At 39.2% G+C, this 19,483-nt stretch carries 18 protein-coding genes; 14 read left to right on the forward strand and 4 right to left on the reverse strand.

Annotated elements, in window-relative coordinates:
- Positions 1-97: 97 nt before the first annotated feature.
- The 3 genes from ACYZ0U_RS13030 to ACYZ0U_RS13040 all read left to right on the forward strand — a co-directional run bounded on the left by ACYZ0U_RS13030 (position 98) and on the right by ACYZ0U_RS13040 (position 3,303).
- A complete protein-coding gene (locus ACYZ0U_RS13030; RefSeq protein WP_461452914.1) occupies positions 98-1,147 on the forward strand; it encodes a hypothetical protein in 1,050 nt (349 codons plus the stop codon).
- A gap of 122 nt (positions 1,148-1,269) precedes the next feature.
- On the forward strand, positions 1,270-2,634 hold the full coding sequence (locus ACYZ0U_RS13035; protein ID WP_461452916.1) for an exonuclease domain-containing protein: 1,365 nt from the start codon (positions 1,270-1,272) through the stop codon (positions 2,632-2,634).
- A gap of 108 nt (positions 2,635-2,742) precedes the next feature.
- Positions 2,743-3,303, forward strand: coding sequence for a pyridoxamine 5'-phosphate oxidase family protein (locus ACYZ0U_RS13040; protein WP_461452918.1), 561 nt, complete (start codon positions 2,743-2,745; stop codon positions 3,301-3,303).
- A gap of 91 nt (positions 3,304-3,394) precedes the next feature.
- On the opposite strand, the gene pyrF is transcribed toward ACYZ0U_RS13040, so the two are convergent.
- The gene (pyrF, locus tag ACYZ0U_RS13045; protein WP_461453707.1) at positions 3,395-4,225 is read right to left on the reverse strand and encodes an orotidine-5'-phosphate decarboxylase; all 831 of its coding nucleotides are present in this window, start codon (positions 4,223-4,225) and stop codon (positions 3,395-3,397) included.
- A gap of 329 nt (positions 4,226-4,554) precedes the next feature.
- On the opposite strand from pyrF, the gene rho reads away from it, so the two are divergent.
- The 3 genes from rho to purS all read left to right on the forward strand — a co-directional run bounded on the left by rho (position 4,555) and on the right by purS (position 7,247).
- On the forward strand, positions 4,555-6,195 hold the full coding sequence (gene rho, locus ACYZ0U_RS13050; RefSeq protein ID WP_461452920.1) for a transcription termination factor Rho: 1,641 nt from the start codon (positions 4,555-4,557) through the stop codon (positions 6,193-6,195).
- A gap of 91 nt (positions 6,196-6,286) precedes the next feature.
- Positions 6,287-7,012 (forward strand): CDP-diacylglycerol--serine O-phosphatidyltransferase, encoded by a 726-nt coding sequence (gene pssA, locus ACYZ0U_RS13055; RefSeq protein WP_461452922.1) that lies wholly within the window; start codon positions 6,287-6,289, stop codon positions 7,010-7,012.
- Complete coding sequence (gene purS / locus ACYZ0U_RS13060; protein WP_461452924.1) at positions 6,993-7,247, forward strand: phosphoribosylformylglycinamidine synthase subunit PurS; 255 nt, start codon at positions 6,993-6,995, stop codon at positions 7,245-7,247. Before pssA ends, purS begins: the two co-directional genes overlap by 20 nt.
- Here the strand turns inward: purS and ACYZ0U_RS13065 are convergent.
- Together ACYZ0U_RS13065 and folK are read right to left on the reverse strand one after the other, a co-directional pair.
- Complete coding sequence (locus tag ACYZ0U_RS13065) at positions 7,244-7,615, reverse strand: Hpt domain-containing protein (protein ID WP_461452926.1); 372 nt, start codon at positions 7,613-7,615, stop codon at positions 7,244-7,246. The two genes, purS and ACYZ0U_RS13065, sit on opposite strands and share 4 nt — an antisense overlap.
- Before the next feature lie 6 nt (positions 7,616-7,621).
- A complete protein-coding gene (gene folK, locus ACYZ0U_RS13070) occupies positions 7,622-8,113 on the reverse strand; it encodes a 2-amino-4-hydroxy-6-hydroxymethyldihydropteridine diphosphokinase (RefSeq protein ID WP_461452928.1) in 492 nt (163 codons plus the stop codon).
- Positions 8,114-8,201: 88 nt separating this feature from the next.
- Between folK and sppA the strand changes: the two genes are divergently transcribed.
- From sppA to ACYZ0U_RS13100, 6 genes are all read left to right on the forward strand, one after another.
- Positions 8,202-9,980 carry a signal peptide peptidase SppA gene (gene sppA, locus ACYZ0U_RS13075; RefSeq protein ID WP_461452930.1) on the forward strand — a complete coding sequence of 593 codons (1,779 nt, stop codon included), beginning with the start codon at positions 8,202-8,204 and terminating at the stop codon, positions 9,978-9,980.
- A 74-nt stretch (positions 9,981-10,054) separates the two neighbouring features.
- On the forward strand, positions 10,055-11,728 hold the full coding sequence (locus ACYZ0U_RS13080) for a helix-hairpin-helix domain-containing protein (RefSeq protein WP_461452932.1): 1,674 nt from the start codon (positions 10,055-10,057) through the stop codon (positions 11,726-11,728).
- 42 nt (positions 11,729-11,770) lie between these two features.
- Positions 11,771-12,376 (forward strand): DUF4254 domain-containing protein, encoded by a 606-nt coding sequence (locus tag ACYZ0U_RS13085; RefSeq protein ID WP_461452934.1) that lies wholly within the window; start codon positions 11,771-11,773, stop codon positions 12,374-12,376.
- Positions 12,376-13,416 (forward strand): glycosyltransferase family 9 protein, encoded by a 1,041-nt coding sequence (locus ACYZ0U_RS13090; RefSeq protein WP_461452936.1) that lies wholly within the window; start codon positions 12,376-12,378, stop codon positions 13,414-13,416. Before ACYZ0U_RS13085 ends, ACYZ0U_RS13090 begins: the two co-directional genes overlap by 1 nt.
- Positions 13,413-13,886, forward strand: a complete 474-nt coding sequence (locus ACYZ0U_RS13095; protein WP_461452938.1) for a SixA phosphatase family protein — start codon at positions 13,413-13,415, stop codon at positions 13,884-13,886. Before ACYZ0U_RS13090 ends, ACYZ0U_RS13095 begins: the two co-directional genes overlap by 4 nt.
- Before the next feature lie 71 nt (positions 13,887-13,957).
- Positions 13,958-15,193: a BamA/TamA family outer membrane protein gene (locus ACYZ0U_RS13100; protein WP_461452940.1), complete on the forward strand. Its 1,236-nt coding sequence runs from the start codon at positions 13,958-13,960 to the stop codon at positions 15,191-15,193.
- On the opposite strand, the gene dprA is transcribed toward ACYZ0U_RS13100, so the two are convergent.
- The gene (dprA, locus tag ACYZ0U_RS13105) at positions 15,190-16,290 is read right to left on the reverse strand and encodes a DNA-processing protein DprA (protein ID WP_461452942.1); all 1,101 of its coding nucleotides are present in this window, start codon (positions 16,288-16,290) and stop codon (positions 15,190-15,192) included. The genes ACYZ0U_RS13100 and dprA overlap by 4 nt on opposite strands.
- A 128-nt stretch (positions 16,291-16,418) precedes the next feature.
- Between dprA and ACYZ0U_RS13110 the strand changes: the two genes are divergently transcribed.
- Positions 16,419-16,796: a BlaI/MecI/CopY family transcriptional regulator gene (locus tag ACYZ0U_RS13110; RefSeq protein WP_461452944.1), complete on the forward strand. Its 378-nt coding sequence runs from the start codon at positions 16,419-16,421 to the stop codon at positions 16,794-16,796.
- Positions 16,793-19,462 (forward strand): TonB family protein, encoded by a 2,670-nt coding sequence (locus tag ACYZ0U_RS13115; protein ID WP_461452946.1) that lies wholly within the window; start codon positions 16,793-16,795, stop codon positions 19,460-19,462. Before ACYZ0U_RS13110 ends, ACYZ0U_RS13115 begins: the two co-directional genes overlap by 4 nt.
- Positions 19,463-19,483: the final 21 nt, after the last annotated feature.

Raw genomic sequence — 19,483 nt, forward strand, 5'->3', positions numbered from 1 at the left:
TCATTTTCAGGAGTTAGTTCGCGCAAATTGACTCGTGAAAATAAAAATAATTTAATGCGAAAAACGTACTTTAGTAATACTAAATCTTAACAACTGAATGAAGAGAAAATTATTGATATTGTTGTTACTCCGGGTGGTAACGATACAATCATCTTTTGCAAGTGAAAGACAAAATACGTATAGAGCAAATCTGTTCGGACATGTCATTTCAGAGTTTAATCTTACAGTTCCGTTAAATTATAATCATGATAAGTCAATTGACGAGTTTACTAATAAAACAAAAGGGCTTAAGGTTACAGAGTTATATGGCGATACTTTAAATAGTAAAACGTTTTCAAATACCTTATATAAGCTTATACCCGGGCATACCTATCGTGTAAGATTAGTTCTATTAACATTGGATACCACGCTCGCTGGTTGTGAAGAACTTTTAAAAAAACAACACGCTTATTTAGCAGGAACACAAGGATTATTGCTTGCGCGAGAAATATACCCTAATCAGTTCCCAATTGAAACGCCTGTAACCTCGCTCGGTGACGAGCCAACTTTAAATGCTAAAAGGGGAATCTGGGGATACACTGAGGTAACCAGACAAAAAAAAGGTCTTTGGCGATATGAATTATCCTTCAATTTTGGCAGTTTAAATAAAGGTACTTGCATCTTAACATTTTTCGATAAATCAACTAAACCGGAGATTCATTATGATAAATATTTTGTAGATCTTAATGAAAGTCCATCTGTACCATATGGCTGGAAAATTGTTAGTCATAAAAAGGAAGGTTTGTTTTCCTGGGATCCTGCGAAAGTAAAATTAATGCGATTTGATCAAAAAATCCATCGTTTAGTTCCTTTAAATACTTTCACTAAACAGCTTGAGGCAAGCAGAGCTTTTAATGCAAATCTGCTGGATTTTTTGCTTGAAAATCCAGAATATATACCAAAGAGTTGGCAAGAAGTGCCTAATACTGACTTTGGTGAAGGTAATGATATCCGTGAAATTTACTTTTACGGAACAATTTATAAAGATAAAGTAGGGCACCTTCTTGTTCGTTGTTTAGACTATCAGAATGGCGAGTGGGAAGAACATCCTATGTGGCTGGTAGATACAATTACCGGAAATCAGTTTGCTGCAGTACGAGTAAAATAAATTTGAAACCAGTAAAACTGCATTTAAAATTCCACTAAATAACTACCTCAAATAGTGATATATCTTTATACTTTTTTATTTTTAACTAAATATATTAGCAAACATTTTCTACATTTACATCCATGTATGCAATTGTGGATATTGAGACGACAGGGGGGCATGCCAGCGCGAATGGCATAACTGAAATTGCTATTTGCATTCACAATGGCAAAAAGGTAATTGAACGATACGAAACCCTGGTCAATCCGCAACGCGATATTCCTATCTATATCCGTGCTTTGACCGGTATTAGTAACGAAATGGTGAGTGAAGCGCCACTGTTTAAAGATGTGGCGCATGATATTTATCACCTGCTGCATGGCAAGATCTTCGTTGCGCATAATGTTAATTTCGATCATTCTTTTGTGCGTCATCACTTGGCTTCGGTTGGGTATGACCTGCAATGCAATAAGTTATGTACGGTAAGGCTTGGGCGCAAGATATTGCCGGGATTGCCGTCTTACAGTTTGGGTAAGCTTTGTCACCATTTAGGTATTGGCAATAATAGCCGCCACCGTGCAGGCGGGGATGCGGACGCGACTGCAGAGCTATTCACATTGTTGCTGCAAAAAGATAAGGATAACCACATTACCAAAGCTTTAAAGCAAAACTCTAAAGAGCAGGTTTTGCCGCCTAACCTTCCCAAGGCTGATATTGAAAAGCTACCAATGATGCCCGGCGTTTATTATTTTCATGATGAAAAGGGCAAGGCAATTTATGTGGGTAAGGCGAAGAATATTAAGAAGCGTGTCTGCAGTCATTTTACAGGTAACAATACCGGCCAGCAGCGACAGGAATTTATGCGGAACATTCACCATATTACTTTCCAGGAATGTGGGACGGAATTAATTGCATTTGTGCTGGAGGCTGTAGAGATTAAAAGGTTATGGCCTAAATATAACCGTTCATTAAAACGATTTGAGCAAGCTTATGCACTATATGATTATATAGACCAACGCGGCTACATACGCTTAGCGGTTGATAAGCATCATAAATTTCAGATGCCGGTTTACACCTGCAATACGCTGTTTGAAGGTTATAGCTTGCTGAATAAGCTGATAGATACCTTTGAGCTTTGCCCTAAGCTATGTTTCATCCAAAAGAACAATGCAGAATGTATTGGCATACATAAGGATGGCTGCGCCTGTACTGGTAGCATGTCGCCCGATGAATATAATCAAAAGGTGACCATAGCTATTGAATCACTAAATGAAGCATTGCCAACTTTTGCTATCCGCGATGAAGGCCGCAGCGCCGACGAACATAGCTGCATATTGATCGAAAAAGGCCGTTTTTATGGGATGGGTTATGTATCGCACCATTTTAAGGTTGATGATATGCAACAGCTAAAGCAACACCTTACACCCTACCCGGGCAATGACTACATCAGGAATATCGTAACAGGCTACGCCACTAAGTTCCCGGAGCGGAAGGTGATGTTTGCATAGTACAACCTATTTCACTAAAGTTATTATTCTATCAAAAAAATTAATTAATGTAACACAATAGCATTATTTGTTGGTTAGTATTTAACATCTACCAATTAAAATAACGTTATGGACAGTATTAATAAAGAACAGCCAGAAGATAATTTCAAGAATTTAGAAGGCGCTGAAGCATGGGCCAAAGCCAAAGAAATAGCCGAAGATGCTAAAACCTGCTTTTTTTGCAGCGATATTAAAACCGGCTTGCCATTTTCAGCAAGGCCAATGTCGTTTCAAAAATTTGACGATAACGGCGATATCTGGTTTCTGAGCGCGGTTGACAGCCACAAAAACGAAGAAGTTAAGGAAGACCCAATGGTTCAACTATTATTCCAGGCATCGGCGCATGCGGGCTTTTTAAGTTTGTACGGTACTACCACCATTACTGCCGACAAGCAAAAAATAGAAGAATTATGGAACCCATTAGTTAAAACATGGTTTACCGAAGGTAAAGATGATCCTCGAATCCGTGTGATTCAGTTTTCGCCTACACAAGGCTATTACTGGGATAACAAGCATGGGGCAGCCGTTGCTTTTGTTAAAATGGCTGCGGGAGCGGTGTTAGGTAAAACGTTTGATGATTCTATTGAAGGGAAGTTGGAACCGTCAGAGGATGACGCGATAAAAAATTAAAAACCATGTCATTGGAAGGAACGAAGCAATCGCACGAAGTAAAACGAATATGTACATTTCGCGATTGCTTCGTTTCTCGCAATGACATTTTTTATATAATTCTAACCTTTTTTAATTCCACCTGCATTTCCTGCTGAATCTTTAAAGCCTCGGCACGGGCTGCGTCAGCAAAATCTTCGCCATTGCTTGCGTAAATTATAGAACGTGATGCATTTACGATTAAACCGCAATCTTTGGTCATTCCGTATTGGCAAACCTCTTGCAGGTTTCCGCCCTGTGCACCAACTCCGGGAACAAGTAAGAAATTGTCAGGTGCATATTTGCGAATATTCGTAAATTCAACGCTTTTGGTTGCCCCCACCACATACATTATCCTATCCGAACCGGCCCAGGTATTGGCTTTTTGGATCACTGACTCATATAGCGTACCGTTCTCCGTTTGTAAATATTGAAAATCCTTACTTCCCACCGATGAAGTTAGTGCTAAAATGATCACCCATTTTCCTTCGAAAGCTAAAAATGGGGTTACACTATCGTTACCCATATATGGCGCTACGGTTATGGCGTCAAAGCTCATCCCGGTAGCTTCCTTGTCAAAAAAAGCTTTGGCGTACATACCTGATGTATTGCCTATATCTCCCCTTTTGGCATCAATAATATTTAAAGTGTCAGCAGGTAAATAGTTTTCAGTAGCTATGAGGCTTTGCAGGCCTTTTAAACCACGGCTTTCATAAAAAGCAGCATTGGGTTTGTAGGATATGCATAAATCTTTTGTAGCATCTATGATCCGCTTGTTAAATTCAAAAATTGGGTCAGGATAGCTTTTCAGGAACGTAGGTATCTTATCGATATCGGTATCGAGGCCTACACATAAAAATGATTTTTTTAGTTTTATCTGCTCTATTAGCTGTTGGCGGGAGATCATGAACTGGGGAGATTATTTAATCATCAAAAAAACTAAAAAATAGCTTAACAGTTATAGGTATAAGCGATATTTATTTAAATAATTTGAAATCTGAAATAAAATGTCTACAATTGCATCGTTTTCCTTTGAATTTTTCTTGCGCTAAAGAAACAATTTAAAAATCCACGTCAAATATTAGTAGTACAGGTTTTTAGATATTCACAGCAAATTGCAGGATAAATTTCTCTCAGATAAATACTTCCGGGTTAATCTTAAAAACAGCGGGAATATTTATTGTTGCAAAACAAATAAACAATAACAATCTTTTTTGAACTATAATCCATCTCATGTCTGATACAATTGAATTGAACGACAAACTCGTTTCGGAGTTGCGCGAAATTGCAAAAAGTTTAGGTATTGCTGAAGCTGATGACCTTAGAAAGGCACAGTTGATCACAGCCATAGTTGAACAGCAAAATTTAATAGAGGCCGCCCGGGCCCAGCAAAGCACAGTTGAAAATAACTACTCTCCTAAACAAGATGATACCGAAAAACCAGCCCCTGAAGCAGCAGACAAAGGCCGCAAAAGGCTACGCACTATAAAAAGCTCTACCGAACCTCGCATTGAGGTTCCTTTGGATGACACCAACCTGTTTGATGAACAGGATGATGAGCCCCAACAGGAAGAAGAACAGGAAATTGTTGCTGCTGATCCCGTTGCTGAAACAGAACAACCGGGCCAAAGTGATGAAACACCAGTAAAAACTGAAGAACAGGCGGCTCCTGCTGAAGCTCGCCCGCAAAAATTCGAGCGCCGCATTAACCAGAATAACGTCCAGGCTAAAAACCAGGAGCCTGCTATTAACCTTGATTTTGATAATGTTATTATAAACGAAGGTGTACTGGAAATAATGCCCGATGGTTACGGTTTCCTGCGTTCATCTGACTATAACTATTTAACTTCGCCTGATGATATTTACGTATCACAGTCGCAAATAAAACTATTTGGCTTAAAAACCGGTGATACCGTTCGCGGTAGCATCAGGCCGCCAAAAGAAGGCGAAAAATATTTCCCTTTGGTGCGTGTAGAAGCGATTAACAACCGTTTACCTGCCGAAGTACGCGACCGTGTACCATTTGACCACTTAGTACCGCTTTTCCCATCAGAAAAACTGAGCTTATTTACAGATCCGGGTAATTATTCAACCCGTATTATGGATTTGTTCTCGCCTATAGGTAAAGGACAACGTGGTTTGATCGTAGCGCAACCTAAAACAGGTAAAACCATGTTATTGAAGGATGTGGCTAACGCGATTGCTAAAAATCACCCTGAAGTTTATTTGATCATCTTATTGATCGACGAACGTCCGGAAGAGGTTACCGATATGGCCCGCAGTGTACGCGCCGAGGTTGTTTCATCAACATTTGATGAGCCTGCTGAGCGCCACGTTAAAATAGCCAATATTGTACTGGAGAAAGCAAAACGCATGGTTGAGTGCGGCCATGATGTAGTTATTTTATTAGACTCTATTACCCGCCTTGCGCGTGCTTATAATACAGTTGCGCCAGCATCAGGTAAAATATTATCAGGTGGTGTTGATGCTAACGCGTTGCATAAGCCAAAACGCTTCTTCGGTGCTGCGCGTAATATTGAGGATGGCGGTTCATTAACTATCATTGCTACTGCTTTAACTGAAACCGGATCTAAAATGGATGAGGTTATTTTTGAAGAATTTAAAGGTACGGGAAATATGGAGTTACAGTTGGATCGTAAATTATCTAACAAACGAATCTTCCCGGCTATCGATATTACAGCATCGAGCACCCGCCGTGACGATTTATTGCTTGACCGTGATACCTTACAGCGAATTTGGATTTTACGTAACCACCTGGCTGACATGAATTCACAGGAATCAATGGAGTTTTTACAAGGCCAGATCAGGGGTACGAAAACTAATGAAGAGTTCCTGATCTCTATGAATTCATAATATTTTTATATTTATGAAGTTATATTTTTAATGAAAAGTTAATCTGTAACTTCATAAATATTTAAAATAATCCTGATACCTTCATCCGATAATGAAGAAGCGAGTGAAAAAACATCTTCCAAACGCAATAACTTGTTGTAACCTCTTCAGTGGTTGTATTGGTATTGTTTTTACTTTTCAGGAAAATTTAATCTACGCAGCTTACGCTATATTCCTGGCTGCTATATTTGATTTTTTTGATGGACTTGCCTCGCGCGTACTTCAATCCTATTCGGGTATAGGCAAGGACCTGGACTCATTGGCTGATATGGTAAGCTTTGGCGTATTGCCCTCAGCCATTATGTATGAACTGTTTTTACAAGCGCCGCAGGTACACAAACTTAGCCCATATTTAAACTTTATGGCATTTTTGATCCCGGTATTTTCAGCGTTAAGGCTGGCTAAGTTTAATGTTGATACCCGCCAGGCCGAAAGCTTTATTGGATTACCAACCCCTGCCAACGCTATCCTGATCGCGTCCTTTCCATTAATCATGGAACAGCACAGTGAATTATCCAAATATATCCTTAATCCTTTTGGCTTATCTATTTTTACTTTAGTAATGTGCGGATTGTTGGTGGCAGAATTGCCGCTGATGTCGCTCAAATTTAAGAACCGCGATTTCCAGGAGAATATTTATCGCTATTTACTGCTGTTATTTTCGGCTATATTGATACTATTTTTTAAATTCGCGGCGGTTCCGGTCGTGATACTTTTTTACATCGGCCTATCCATAATTCAATTCAAAAAACTAACACATGAGCAAATTCCAGGCTGAAATAGATGTAATGCCAAAAAAAGAAATTCTTGACCCACAAGGTAAGGCTGTAACAGGAAGCATGAAAAACCTTGGCTTATCTGAAATTCAAAATATCCGTATAGGTAAACATATTTCCCTTGAAATTGAAGCCGATAGTGCAGAAACCGCTCATGCTAAGGTTGAAGAAGCGTGTAAAAACTTGTTGGCTAACCTGATTATGGAAAGCTATTCTTTCAAAATAGAACAGATCTAAAGATTTGCTTCCTTTTCTGCCTTTATTTTCGCAAGCTCAGTTAGGTTGGCATTTATCATGCTGTTTACCTCGTTAAATTTCGAGGTTAAAGCTGCAAAATCAGGTGCTCCTGTTTTACAATCGTGCTCAATTTCCTGAATTAGAGCTTGTGAATTAAGCATCCCGAAGAAACCCAGGTTAGCTTTTATTTTATGCGCAGCCGATGATGCAGTCGCCCAATCCCGGGCTGTAATAGCAGTGCTGATCTCCTGCATTATTTGCGGAGATTGATCTAAAAACATGGCAATTGATTCCACAATAAATTCATCGCTGCCATCAGCAATGTCATGTAGAAAGGTTAGGTCAATATCGTTATTGTTCTCTGTCATAATGGTTTATGCTTCAAAATTATAAATTTTTACAACTAAATCATCCCTTAATTCATTATTCAATTCAAAAATAGTCTTTTTACAACCAGGGTGTTTAAATTTTGATGCAATTTCATTTAAGGGTGACAATGTGAAGCGCCTTTTATGAAGTTCAGGATGCGGAATTTGTAGATCAGGTTCATTTATTATCTCATCGCCATAAAATAAAATATCGATATCTATCGTCCGCGATCCCCATTTCTCCTCCCGTTTCCGGCCCAGCACAATTTCAATTGCCAGTATTTTTTCCAATATCAAACGCGCAGGCATATCAGTTTGTAATAATATTACCTGATTAAGGTAATCAGGCGCATCGCTTTTTCCCCAGGATTGCGTCTCATATATTGATGATTTTTCAATAATCAGCGCAATTTGTCCACTAATACGTTCTATTGCCTGTTGCAAAAACAATTGCCGGTTACCGAGGTTACTGCCTAATAATAAATAAACCTTATTCATGTTGTAACAAATATTATAGAACGCGCTCTTAATATTATACCATATTGAATTAGTAAATTTGCATAGATACTTATATTTATAACATTTAATGAAACAATTTTTCAAATTTGTACTGGCCACTATCGTAGGGCTTATCTTCACATTCCTTATTATAGTTTTTATCTGTTTCTTGATCGTAGTAGGCGCAAGCAGCGATAAAGGAGTACATGTTGATTCCAATTCGGTACTGCATATTTCCTTCAATGGTACCATTCCTGAGCGTACACCGAATAATCCATTAGCTGATATTCCATTTTTAGGTTTAGATGATAATAAAAGTGTAGGCCTTAACGATATTTTAGCCGACATTAAAAAGGCTAAAACCGACGATAATATTAAAGGTATTTACCTGGACGAAAGCTATATTGAATCGCAACAGGCAACAGTTGAAGAGATCCGCAACGCGCTTATTGACTTTAAAAAATCCGGCAAATTTATTATTGCTTATGCCGAGGTTTACACCCAAAGCTTTTATTATTTAGCTTCAGTAGCCGACAAGGTGTACATCAATCCAAAAGGAATATTTGAATTTAAAGGATTCAGTTCACAGATCACCTTCCTGAAAGGTGCTTTGGATAAATTAGGTATCGAAGCGCAGATCATCAAAGTAGGCACTTACAAAAGTGCGGTTGAACCGCTGATCTTAACCAAAATGAGCGATGCAAACCGCATGCAGGTTACCTCCTACTTAGGTTCTCTTTACGATCATTTTTTAACTAACATCGGCAAAAGCCGTAACATCAGTAAAGATTCATTATTTAATTATGCCAACAATTTAACTATACAATACCCGGAAGACGCTTTAAAATATCGACTGGTTGATGGTTTGAAATACAAGGACGAGATTTTAGATGAATTAAAGGCCCGCACCGGTACCAATAAAAAATCAAACGTAGCAAGCGTTGATTTGAACGAATATGCTAAAAGTGATGCCGAAAACGATTATAAAGATGAGAAAACAAGTTCATCGGGTGGTCGCATCGCTATAATTTATGCATCGGGCGAAATTACCGGTGGTGAGGGTGATGATAACACCATAGGTTCTGAAAGGATCTCGAAAGCTTTGCGTAAAGCACGTTTGGATAATAAAATTAAGGCAGTAGTGCTGCGTGTAAATTCACCGGGTGGCAGTTCTTTAGCATCAGATGTAATGTGGCGCGAGGTAATGCTTACTAAAAAAGCGAAACCTATCATCGTTTCAATGGGCGACTTGGCAGCATCAGGCGGTTACTATATTTCATGTGCAGCGGACTCGATATTTGCTGAACCGAACACCATTACCGGTTCTATAGGTATTTTTGCTATCCTGCCCAATATGCAAAAGCTGTTTAATGACAAGCTGGGGATTACTTTTGACGGCGTAAATACCGGCAAATATGCCGATTTGGGCGATATCAGTAAACCGCTTACACCTGATGAACGTTTAATTTTACAAAACCAGGTAAACCACGGTTATGATGATTTTACCAAAGCAGTAGCTGCGGGGCGCCATAAAACACAGGCATATATCAATAGCATAGGCCAGGGCCGGGTTTGGACCGGTGAGCAAGCCATAAAAATTGGTTTGGTTGACAAGTTAGGCAATATAGACGACGCCATACACAGCGCGGCAAAAATGGCTGGCTTACATGAATATAACCTGATTACTTATCCTGAACAAAAAAGCTTTTTTGATAAAGTCGGGTCGAACTTTAATGTAGAAATGAAAACCCGCGCGCTTAAATCGGAGCTGGGCATCAATTATAAATATTACGAGCAAATTAAAGGTATGACCGAAATGATGCGCACACCGCAAACCAGGTTACCTTACGATATTGTTGTGAACTAAATCAATAGTAAAATGTTTGGTGTAAAGCCGCTTTTACAAGCGGCTTTTTTTATTTTTACCGTTATAAATCTGCCATGGAAAATAAACCAATAGCCCGTACACTTCGCCTGTTATCACAACTGATGGAACTGCATGAGGTTAACCCGTTTAAAATAAAATCGGTTGCCAACGCAGCTTTTAAGGTTGATAAACTCCCTTTCCCTGTTGCAGGTAAAACTTTGGCGGAACTTGAAAAAATTGAGGGTATTGGCAAAAGTACCGCGGCTAAAATTATCGAGCTGATGGAAACCGGCACCATGGTCGATCTGCAGGATTTATTGAAAACTACCCCTGAAGGTGTTGTTGAAATGATGGGCATCAAAGGTATCGGCCCAAAAAAAGTGGCTATCATCTGGAAAGACCTGGGTATTGAAAACACCGGCGAGCTATATTATGCCTGTAATGAGAATAGGTTGATCGAGGCTAAAGGTTTTGGTTTAAAAACGCAAGAGGAAATTCGCAAGGCTATTGAGTTTAGAATGGCGAGCAACGGCAAGTTCCTGTATGCGCAGATCACACAGGAAGCTAATGATCTGCTTGAGCAAATAAAAACTGTATTTGTTGGCGGGCTGGTTGAATTCGCCGGGGAATATCGCCGCCTGTGCGAAATTATCAGTGAACTGGTTATCGTTTTAGGCAGCCGCGATCAACAACTGGCATTTAATACGTTTTGCAATTCGGGCATCCTGCAAAACATCACACAAAACGACAATCATATTAATGGTGAGCTCCCAAACGGCCTTTTGGTAGATATTGTTTGTGTAGAAAAGCGTTATTTTTATGAAGAACTATTCAGGCAAACAGGCAGCGATGGGCATGTGAAAGCTGTTTTAGACCGCGTAAATGATGAGTTAGACCAACCTACAAGTGAGGAACTTGTTTACATGAAGGCAGGCCTTGAATTTATGAATCCGGAGCTGCGTGAGGGTGATATTTTTATTGAAAAAGCTGCCAATAACAACCTGCCAACACTCATCAGCTATAATGATTTGAAGGGAACGCTGCATAATCACAGTACATGGAGCGACGGTATACATACCGTTGAGCAAATGGCTTTATATTGTCGTGACACACTAAAATTGGAGTATTTGGGCATGTGCGACCATAGCAAAAGTGCGTTTTATGCTAAAGGATTAAGTATTGAACGCGTTTTACAACAGCAGGAAGAAATAGATCACCTGAATAAAAAATTAGAAGGCTTTAAGATATTCAAGGGTATTGAATCTGATATTTTAAACGATGGTTCGCTGGATTACCCGGATGAGATCCTGAAAAAGTTTGATTTTATCGTGGCATCTGTACACTCCAACTTAAAAATGGATGAAGAAAAAGCAACCGCTCGTATAATAAAAGCGATTGAAAATCCTTACACAACCATTTTAGGCCACCCAACCGGTCGCTTGTTATTAAGCCGGAAGGGCTACCCTATCAACTACAAAAAAGTGATAGATGCGTGTGCCACGAATAATGTAGTTATCGAGATCAATGCAAATCCTTTCCGCCTTGACCTTGACTGGCGCTGGCACCAGTACGCGTTAGAGAAAGGCGTTATGCTATCTATCAATCCGGATGCGCACCGAAATGAAGGTTTTTTGGATATGCACTTCGGTATACTGGTTGCCCGTAAAGGCGGCTTAGCTAAGGAGCAGTGTTTAAACGCATTATCATTACCGGAGATCACAACTTTTTTTGAAAAGAAAAGAGGCTAAACCCACAATGAGCAGAATAAAATAATCTATTACCTTTGCAGAATGATAAGTGCGCAATGCAACCGTATTTTTGAACAGGTAGTTTCTGACTATCATCAGTTTAATGATATTTTCAAGGTGATTGTCAGTCCGTTTGCTGTTGGTAGTATTGACCATATACTATATACCAAATGCTGGATAGATACCGCGCAATGGCACATGGAAGATGAGATCCGTAACCCGAATATCGATCCACTCGAGGTTATCAAATGGAAACGTGCTATCGATAAATCAAACCAGGACCGTACGGACATTGTGGAAGTGATCGACTCTTACTTCTACGAAAAATATAAGGATATTATAGCCTTACCAACGGCGAAGATCAATACAGAAAGCCCTGCCTGGGCAATAGACAGGCTGTCGATATTAGCGTTAAAGGTTTACCACATGCAGGAAGAAAGCACCCGTACCGATGCCAGCGAATACCATTTATTGCAGTGCAGCGAGAAGCTATCGGTATTGTTGCAGCAACAGGTTGATCTTTCTTTAGCGATAGACGAGCTATTAGAAGACATTGAAAATGGCGATAAATACATGAAGGTGTACCGCCAAATGAAAATGTACAATGACCCCAACCTGAACCCGGTACTGTATAATAACAAAAAATAATGCCGGAACTGAAGCATATACTGGTGTTGCGCTTTACGTCCATGGGCGATGTGGCAATGACGGTACCGGTTTTAAAAGCATTGCTGGATCAAAATTCCGGGCTGCAAATTACCTACATTTCGAGGCCGCAGTTTGCGGATTTCTTTCAGGATATCCCCCGCTTAACCTACTTTCCTGCTAATCTTGATAAAGACTACAAAGGTTTTTTAGGAATGATTAAGCTATTCAATCAGCTTAAAAAACAACATAAATTTGATGCCTTTGCCGATCTGCATGGTAGTTTACGGACTAAAATTTTACGCAGGCTATTCAGGTTTTCAGGTGTAAAATATGCTTATATTAATAAAGGCCGAGAGGAAAAAAAGCTGCTTACCCGTTTTCCGAACAAAGTGCTTAAACCGTTAAAACGCACTACAGAGCGTTATGCTGATGTATTCCGTGCGCTTGGCTTTTCGCTGGATCTCGATTATAAATTAGTTAGATCGCCAAAACTTTTAACTGAAGATGTCACCAAAATAACAGGCGAGAAAACTAAAACATGGATCGGCATTAGTCCTTTTGCCAAACACGATGGTAAGATTTTCCCGTTGGAAAAGATGGAAGATGTGATTAGCGAGATAAGTAAACAGAATAATACTGTTTTTCTTTTTGGAGGGTCGGATAATGAAATGGCAACCAGTAATACCTGGGCATTGAAATATGAAAATGTTGTTTCGGTTGTACGAAAACTAACTATTAAACAGGAGTTGGTATTGATCAGTCGACTTGATGTGATGCTGAGCATGGATTCTGCTGGTATGCACATGGCATCGCTGGTTGGAACGCCGGCAGTATCCATTTGGGGAGCAACCCACCATTATGCGGGTTTTTTAGGCTATGGACAATCAGAAAGTGATATTGTAGCGGATAATATTGAATGCAGGCCATGTTCGGTTTATGGTGATAAACCTTGTTTCAGGGGTGATTATGCTTGTTTGCATCGCATCGAAACAAAAACGGTAATTGCACATTTAAATAAGTATACGACTAAGAAACCATGAAAAGATTATTGCTGATACGCCACGCAAAAGCCGAACAAGGATCTAATTCTGCTGATTTTGACCGCCCGCTTACACAATCAGGCATGCAGGATGCAGCCGTAATGGCGCAAAGACTGGTTGCAAAAGGCTATAAACCTGAACTTATCATTTCCAGTCCGGCCCTGCGCACGCATACCACCGCTAATATTTTTTCGGAGCATTTGTTATCACACGAAGTTGAAACAGACATTAAAATATATGATGCAAGCGAGAATACCTTACTGCATATCATCAATAACTTACCAGATGATCGGGATTTTATTGCGATAGTTGGTCATAATCCGGGCATCAGCCAAATACTGTATTATCTAACCGGTAAAATTAAAGATGTTCCAACCTGCGCCATTGCTGTAATTGAATTCGACGAGGACGATTGGAAAACCTTAAGCATGGAAATGGGCGATTTGATTTATTATGATGAGGTGAAATAAAACCTGGATGACTTGTTTTTCGTTAGTACGTTAAACTGATCATCTATGGTGAATATTAACTCAACTTGTAATTGAATAAACTTAAATTTTCACTATTAATACTAATAGTACCTTTTACACTAAAAGGATATAGCCAAACCGACTCTTCGAAAACGTCTTCTACGAAATTAAAAAATCAAGAAATAACACCTGTTGATTCATCAAAACAAAGGGATATTGCAGATGAGATCTATAAGTTTTTAGGCAAAACCGCCAAGCTTGAACAAGCTGCGCACCCAAAAAAAATAAACTTTTCTGTAGTGCCTGCAATTGGCTATAGTTTAACAACAGGTTTCGCTGCCGATTTAACATCTAATGCAGCATTTTATACCAGCAAAACTCATGATGAGAATCTATCCGAAATTGTAAGCAGCCTCGCTTTTGATACAAAAAGTCAGAAATTTTTTACTTCTAAAGGTGAAGTATGGGCAGATCACAACAATTATAAATTTGTGTCTGATATTCGGGCTGAAGAATACCCTATTGATACTTATGGCTTGGGCACCAACAGCACGTTAGCTGAAACCAATCCGTTAAAATATGATTACATAAGATTTTATGGTACTTTATACAAAAAATTCTTACCTAACTTTTATTTAGGAGCAGGTTATAATCTTGATTATCATTATGATATTATGCAACAAGGTAACCTGGATAAATCTGCTTCTGATTTTACAAAATATGGGTTTAGTACCTATTCGACCTCATCAGGCATAAACCTCGACGTTTTGTATGACAGCCGCAAAAACCCAATAAATCCATTAAACGGTGCTTATGCCAGCCTTATTTATCGCCAAAACATGGACTTTCTTGGCAGCACTTCTTCATGGCATTCGTGGTTACTTGATCTTAGGAAATATTATAAACTATCTCCCGCATCAAATAATATACTTGCTTTTTGGGCAATGGCAAACTTAGCTTCAGCCGGTACACCTTACCTGGATTTACCTGCAACAGGTATGGATATGTACAATAACAGCGGCCGGGGATATGCGCAAGGCCGCTTCAGGGGCCGGGATATGCTTTATTTAGAAAGCGAATACCGCTTTGGGATAACTCAAAACGGTTTATTGGGCGGTGTACTATTTATTAACGGAGAAACTCTGACCAACTATCCGGATAACCAGTTTCAAAAAGTGGCTCCCGCTGTGGGAACAGGAATAAGGATAAAGGCAAATAAGCACTCCGACAGCAATATCTGTATTGATTATGGCTACGGGATAGACCATTCGCACGGCTTTTTTGTAAACCTTGGGGAGGTATTTTAATTGATCAGGTACGTTTTGCCTGGTAGCGAACGGATATAACCCTGCATTTCCATATTTAGTAAAGTCATGGCTAACTGGCTCATGGGAATGTTAGCCTTTATGGTTAGATCATCAATAGCTAAAGGTGATTTATGCTGACGGATCAGTTCAAAAATCAGCATTTCTTCAGCCGAGAGATCAATCGGCAAAGTCAATTGCTGTTCGAAAGCAGAGCCATTTTCTACCTTTTCCCACCCCAAACTATTAGCCAGGTCGGCCGGGTTAGTCAACAAGCCTGCCTTATTATGCCTGATCAGGAAGTTGCATCCTTCAGAAAACTCATCACCTACTCTACCCGGGAAAGTAAATACATCCCGGTTATAAGAATTGGCTATTTCGGCAGTGATCAGCGCGCCGCCTTTTACACTGGCTTCAACCACTACGGTTGCATCGGCAATACCGGCAACAATGCGGTTCCGTTGCGGAAAGTTTTCCCTGTCGGGGATGGTGCCTGATGGATATTCGGTGAGCAAACCACCGTTCGCGATCATCTTTTCGGCAATGGCTTTATTCTGACTTGGGTAGAGTTTATCTAATCCATGTGCCAATACACCAACCGTGGGTACATCTTGCTTAACACATTCCTTATGGGCGCAAACATCTATCCCATAAGCTAATCCGCTTACAATTAATGCGTTGTAGGGCTTTAATTCTTCTACCAATTGCTGGCAGAGTTGCTTACCATATTCCGTAGCGTTACGTGTACCTACTACGCTTATAATACGCTGGGTATTCAGATCTGCATTACCTTTACTATATAACAAGATAGGTGAATCATTACAGATCTTTAAGCGCTTCGGATAGCGCGGATCGGTATAAAAAAGTACGTCTATATGATTCTTTTCTATAAATTTAAGTTCCTCTTGGGCTTTCCGCAGCGCTTCGTTTAGGTTCAGTTGCTCATAGGTTTTTGGGCCGATACCCGGCACACCCATCAATTTGCCCGGCGGTACGGTGAACACACGCTCGGCACTGCCGAAATAGCTGATCATGGATTTGGCTATTGTTGGGCCAATGTTTTTTAAATATGTAAGGGCAACCTGGTGAAGTGTAGACATAAAGGAATAAGTGTTCTAAAATAAAAAATTTCAAGCTAAAAATCGCTTTTTTAAATAAAAACTATAAAAATAGTTTGCAAACTAAAAATATAGTTTATACATTTACTCAACTATAAAGATAGTTTATTATGCAGATCAAAGAACTTACAAAGGCAGAAGAGCAGATAATGCAAATACTATGGCAATTGAACGAGGCTATTGTAAAAGATATCATTGAGCAAATACCTGAGCCCAAACCAGCCTATAATACGGTATCAACTGTTGTTAGGGTTTTAGAGGGTAAGGGTTTTGTGTATCATAAGGCCTACGGCAACTCGCATGTATATTTCCCGGTCATCAGTGAAGCGGCTTATAAAAAATTCACTTTTGATAAAATGATGAGCAGCTATTTCAATAACTCCTACAAAAGCCTGGTATCCTTCATCGCTGATGAAAAAAAATTGGGTATAAAAGAGCTGGACGAACTAACCAAACTAATTGAAAACCTAAAAACCAACAATAAATGAACTGGCTGTATTATCTTGCAGAAGCAAATTTGTACCTCGCTGTATTTTATTTAGCCTACTGCCTTTTTTTAAACCGCGATACGCATTACAGGTTAAAGCGTATTTACCTGATAGCTACCTGTATAGTTTCGTTTATACTGCCGGTTACACAAATAAGTGTGTTAAAGCCTGCCATACCAACCGAACCTGCAAGTGCTGTTACTTATGCAATCACCCCGCAACAAGCGATTTTAGGTACAGTTACTCAAGAAGTAGCTGTAACAGCACCCGTTATTGCTGCACCTGTGATAATTGAACATTATCCTTTAACTGAACACCATTTTACTTTAGGAGATTATTTATGGTATGGGTACCTGGCCGGCGCTGTGGCATTCTTAATCCTATTTTTTGTGAAATTATATGCATTATTTAAGTTGATGCGTAACAAAAACAGCGTTAAGCAAGGCGATTATAAAGTGATCTATCTATCAGACACAAATAGCGCATTTTCATTTTTCAACTATTTATTTATTGGCACTAACGCTAATGGTGCCGATACGATTATGAGGCATGAACTGGTTCACATCAGGCAAAAACACTCCGCGGATATTTTATTTGTGGAGATATTAAAGATCATCAATTGGTTTAATCCATTTATATATTTACTGCAAAACAGCTTAAAAACTGTACATGAATACATTGCCGACGAACAAACCGCGGCTAATGAAACCGACACCTTAACCTACTCTTCCTTTTTGGTAATGAACGCCTATGGTACAGGCGGTTCATCTATCACTCACTCCTTCTTCAATTATAACCTTTTAAAAAAGAGAATTATTATGCTAAATCAACAACGCTCCGGTAATTTGGCAAGGCTGAAGTACCTGGTAATTATCCCAATTTGTGCAGCATTATTATGCACATCAACACTCGCATTTAGTAAGAGCTATGTTTTGGTAGATCTTACACCCGCAAACCTAAAATCCGCAAACCGGTTCGCTACGGCAGGTCACGCAGCAAAACGAAAGCTTTTAAAAATCACTAAAAACGGCGTAGTAACAATAAGTGACCGGCTTGCTATCGACCAAAAAAACAAAAAAGTGGTATACACAGCAGCAAACATTACCGCTACAGACAAATCGTTACTGCTAAAAAATCAGCATATTAAGGTTGAGGTGGTTGACAGTACTGAATATACAACCACCGATGGAAAACCAATGCTACCCATTGTAAATGCTGACGGGTATTATATGATGGATCATTTTTTACACAAGAATATACATTATACCACTACCAAAGGCGAAAAAGGCGGAATGGTTGAAGTTGGATTTACGCTTGATAACGACAGGCATATAACAAATGCCAGGGTAGTTAAAAGTGGTGGAGCTAAATTGGATGCTTTGGCACTAAATGGTTTCAACAGTTATAAGGGAATTGTTAATGATGATGCCGGGAAAACTTTAAAAATAGATGTATTCTTTTTCACCAATGATTATTCCATATTCCCGCCTGATACAGGTAAAAATGATCCTGAATTTGGTGGAGCATTGATCATTACCAACTATAAATACCCTGAGAAAGTAACCAGTAAAGGTTATGAGTATGATGAAAGTGGTTTAGGCATGCCCGGTGCACATGGTGCGGAGTATGCAAAAGTTTTAATATATGGCAAAAACGGCGAGACAAACTGGTTTTATAAAAACAAATGCACCGATGCTGATTTACAAATGCTTAAAGACAAGTATGGCTATATATTCCCTTCGGGGTCATCTACCATTATACAATTTATGCACCCAAAAGATGTTAATAATAAGCACTTGGCATATATTTATGACGTTACCTCATATTTAAATGCCCCATATTCCGATCAGTTTTATGATTATATGATTAATAATGTTCAATACCCTGCCGGGGAGCAAAAAGCACTTAAAGGCGGAACGGTAGTGCTAAATTTTAACCTGGGTAATAACGGAACAATAAGCGATATACATGTAGCCCAAAGCGCAGGTAATGATTTTGACGAAGCCGCAGTAAATGCTTTACAATCATGTAAATTAACTATTAAAGATAATGCCGGTAAGCATAGTATAGCAATAGTATTTTGTGTGGCCGAAAAGAAATTCCGCCCTGCTGTTAGTGATAAGGTAAAGCAAAACGGCTATATAGGCGAATTAGCGGTATCGGATTTAAAATCACCGTTTGGAGAATTTAAACTTACACCACTATCTGCACCCGCATCACCCAAAACTGATGGCGCTATTACCGTACCGGAATATACAAAACCATTGAAAGAAATATACATCACAAGCCCATTTCCAAATAAAATACAGCTTAACCAAATAACACTTACAAGGGAAAAACCCAGTAATTATATACCCGGTGAACATCCATTGTTAATAGTTAACGGCATAATGTATTTTGTAAGCGGTAAATTGCCTACCGACGAAAAATTTCAATTTAATGCAACAGATTCAATGGTTGTAGCTAAAAAAAACAATGCTCAAATGATTAAACAACATGGTGACCGCTATAAAGAAGATCAGTTTTTCTTATATGGCAACGTTTCGGTAAGCATTTTAAAGATGGATGCGGGTTTAAAACCGACATCCAAAACTTATGCTTTAGCAAACCCATTAGACAAATTCAGCGACTCATTTAAGCATACCCAACCTATGGTAACGGGGTAGTTATTTACGACAAATAATTGA

The sequence above is a fragment of the Mucilaginibacter sp. genome, assembly GCF_965225845.1.
In the GTDB taxonomy this organism is placed as follows: Bacteria; Bacteroidota; Bacteroidia; order Sphingobacteriales; family Sphingobacteriaceae; genus Mucilaginibacter.

Coding starts and splice junctions, on each gene's coding strand:
- rho (WP_461452920.1), top strand. CDS start 4,555: ATGTCTGATACAATTGAATTGAACGACAAACTCGTTTCGGAGTTGCGC.
- folK (WP_461452928.1), bottom strand. CDS start 8,113: ATGAATAAGGTTTATTTATTATTAGGCAGTAACCTCGGTAACCGGCAA.
- ACYZ0U_RS13065 (WP_461452926.1), bottom strand. CDS start 7,615: ATGACAGAGAACAATAACGATATTGACCTAACCTTTCTACATGACATT.
- dprA (WP_461452942.1), bottom strand. CDS start 16,290: ATGTCTACACTTCACCAGGTTGCCCTTACATATTTAAAAAACATTGGC.
- ACYZ0U_RS13095 (WP_461452938.1), top strand. CDS start 13,413: ATGAAAAGATTATTGCTGATACGCCACGCAAAAGCCGAACAAGGATCT.
- ACYZ0U_RS13085 (WP_461452934.1), top strand. CDS start 11,771: ATGATAAGTGCGCAATGCAACCGTATTTTTGAACAGGTAGTTTCTGAC.
- ACYZ0U_RS13110 (WP_461452944.1), top strand. CDS start 16,419: ATGCAGATCAAAGAACTTACAAAGGCAGAAGAGCAGATAATGCAAATA.
- sppA (WP_461452930.1), top strand. CDS start 8,202: ATGAAACAATTTTTCAAATTTGTACTGGCCACTATCGTAGGGCTTATC.
- purS (WP_461452924.1), top strand. CDS start 6,993: ATGAGCAAATTCCAGGCTGAAATAGATGTAATGCCAAAAAAAGAAATT.
- pssA (WP_461452922.1), top strand. CDS start 6,287: ATGAAGAAGCGAGTGAAAAAACATCTTCCAAACGCAATAACTTGTTGT.
- ACYZ0U_RS13030 (WP_461452914.1), top strand. CDS start 98: ATGAAGAGAAAATTATTGATATTGTTGTTACTCCGGGTGGTAACGATA.
- ACYZ0U_RS13090 (WP_461452936.1), top strand. CDS start 12,376: ATGCCGGAACTGAAGCATATACTGGTGTTGCGCTTTACGTCCATGGGC.
- ACYZ0U_RS13080 (WP_461452932.1), top strand. CDS start 10,055: ATGGAAAATAAACCAATAGCCCGTACACTTCGCCTGTTATCACAACTG.
- ACYZ0U_RS13115 (WP_461452946.1), top strand. CDS start 16,793: ATGAACTGGCTGTATTATCTTGCAGAAGCAAATTTGTACCTCGCTGTA.
- ACYZ0U_RS13040 (WP_461452918.1), top strand. CDS start 2,743: ATGGACAGTATTAATAAAGAACAGCCAGAAGATAATTTCAAGAATTTA.
- ACYZ0U_RS13035 (WP_461452916.1), top strand. CDS start 1,270: ATGTATGCAATTGTGGATATTGAGACGACAGGGGGGCATGCCAGCGCG.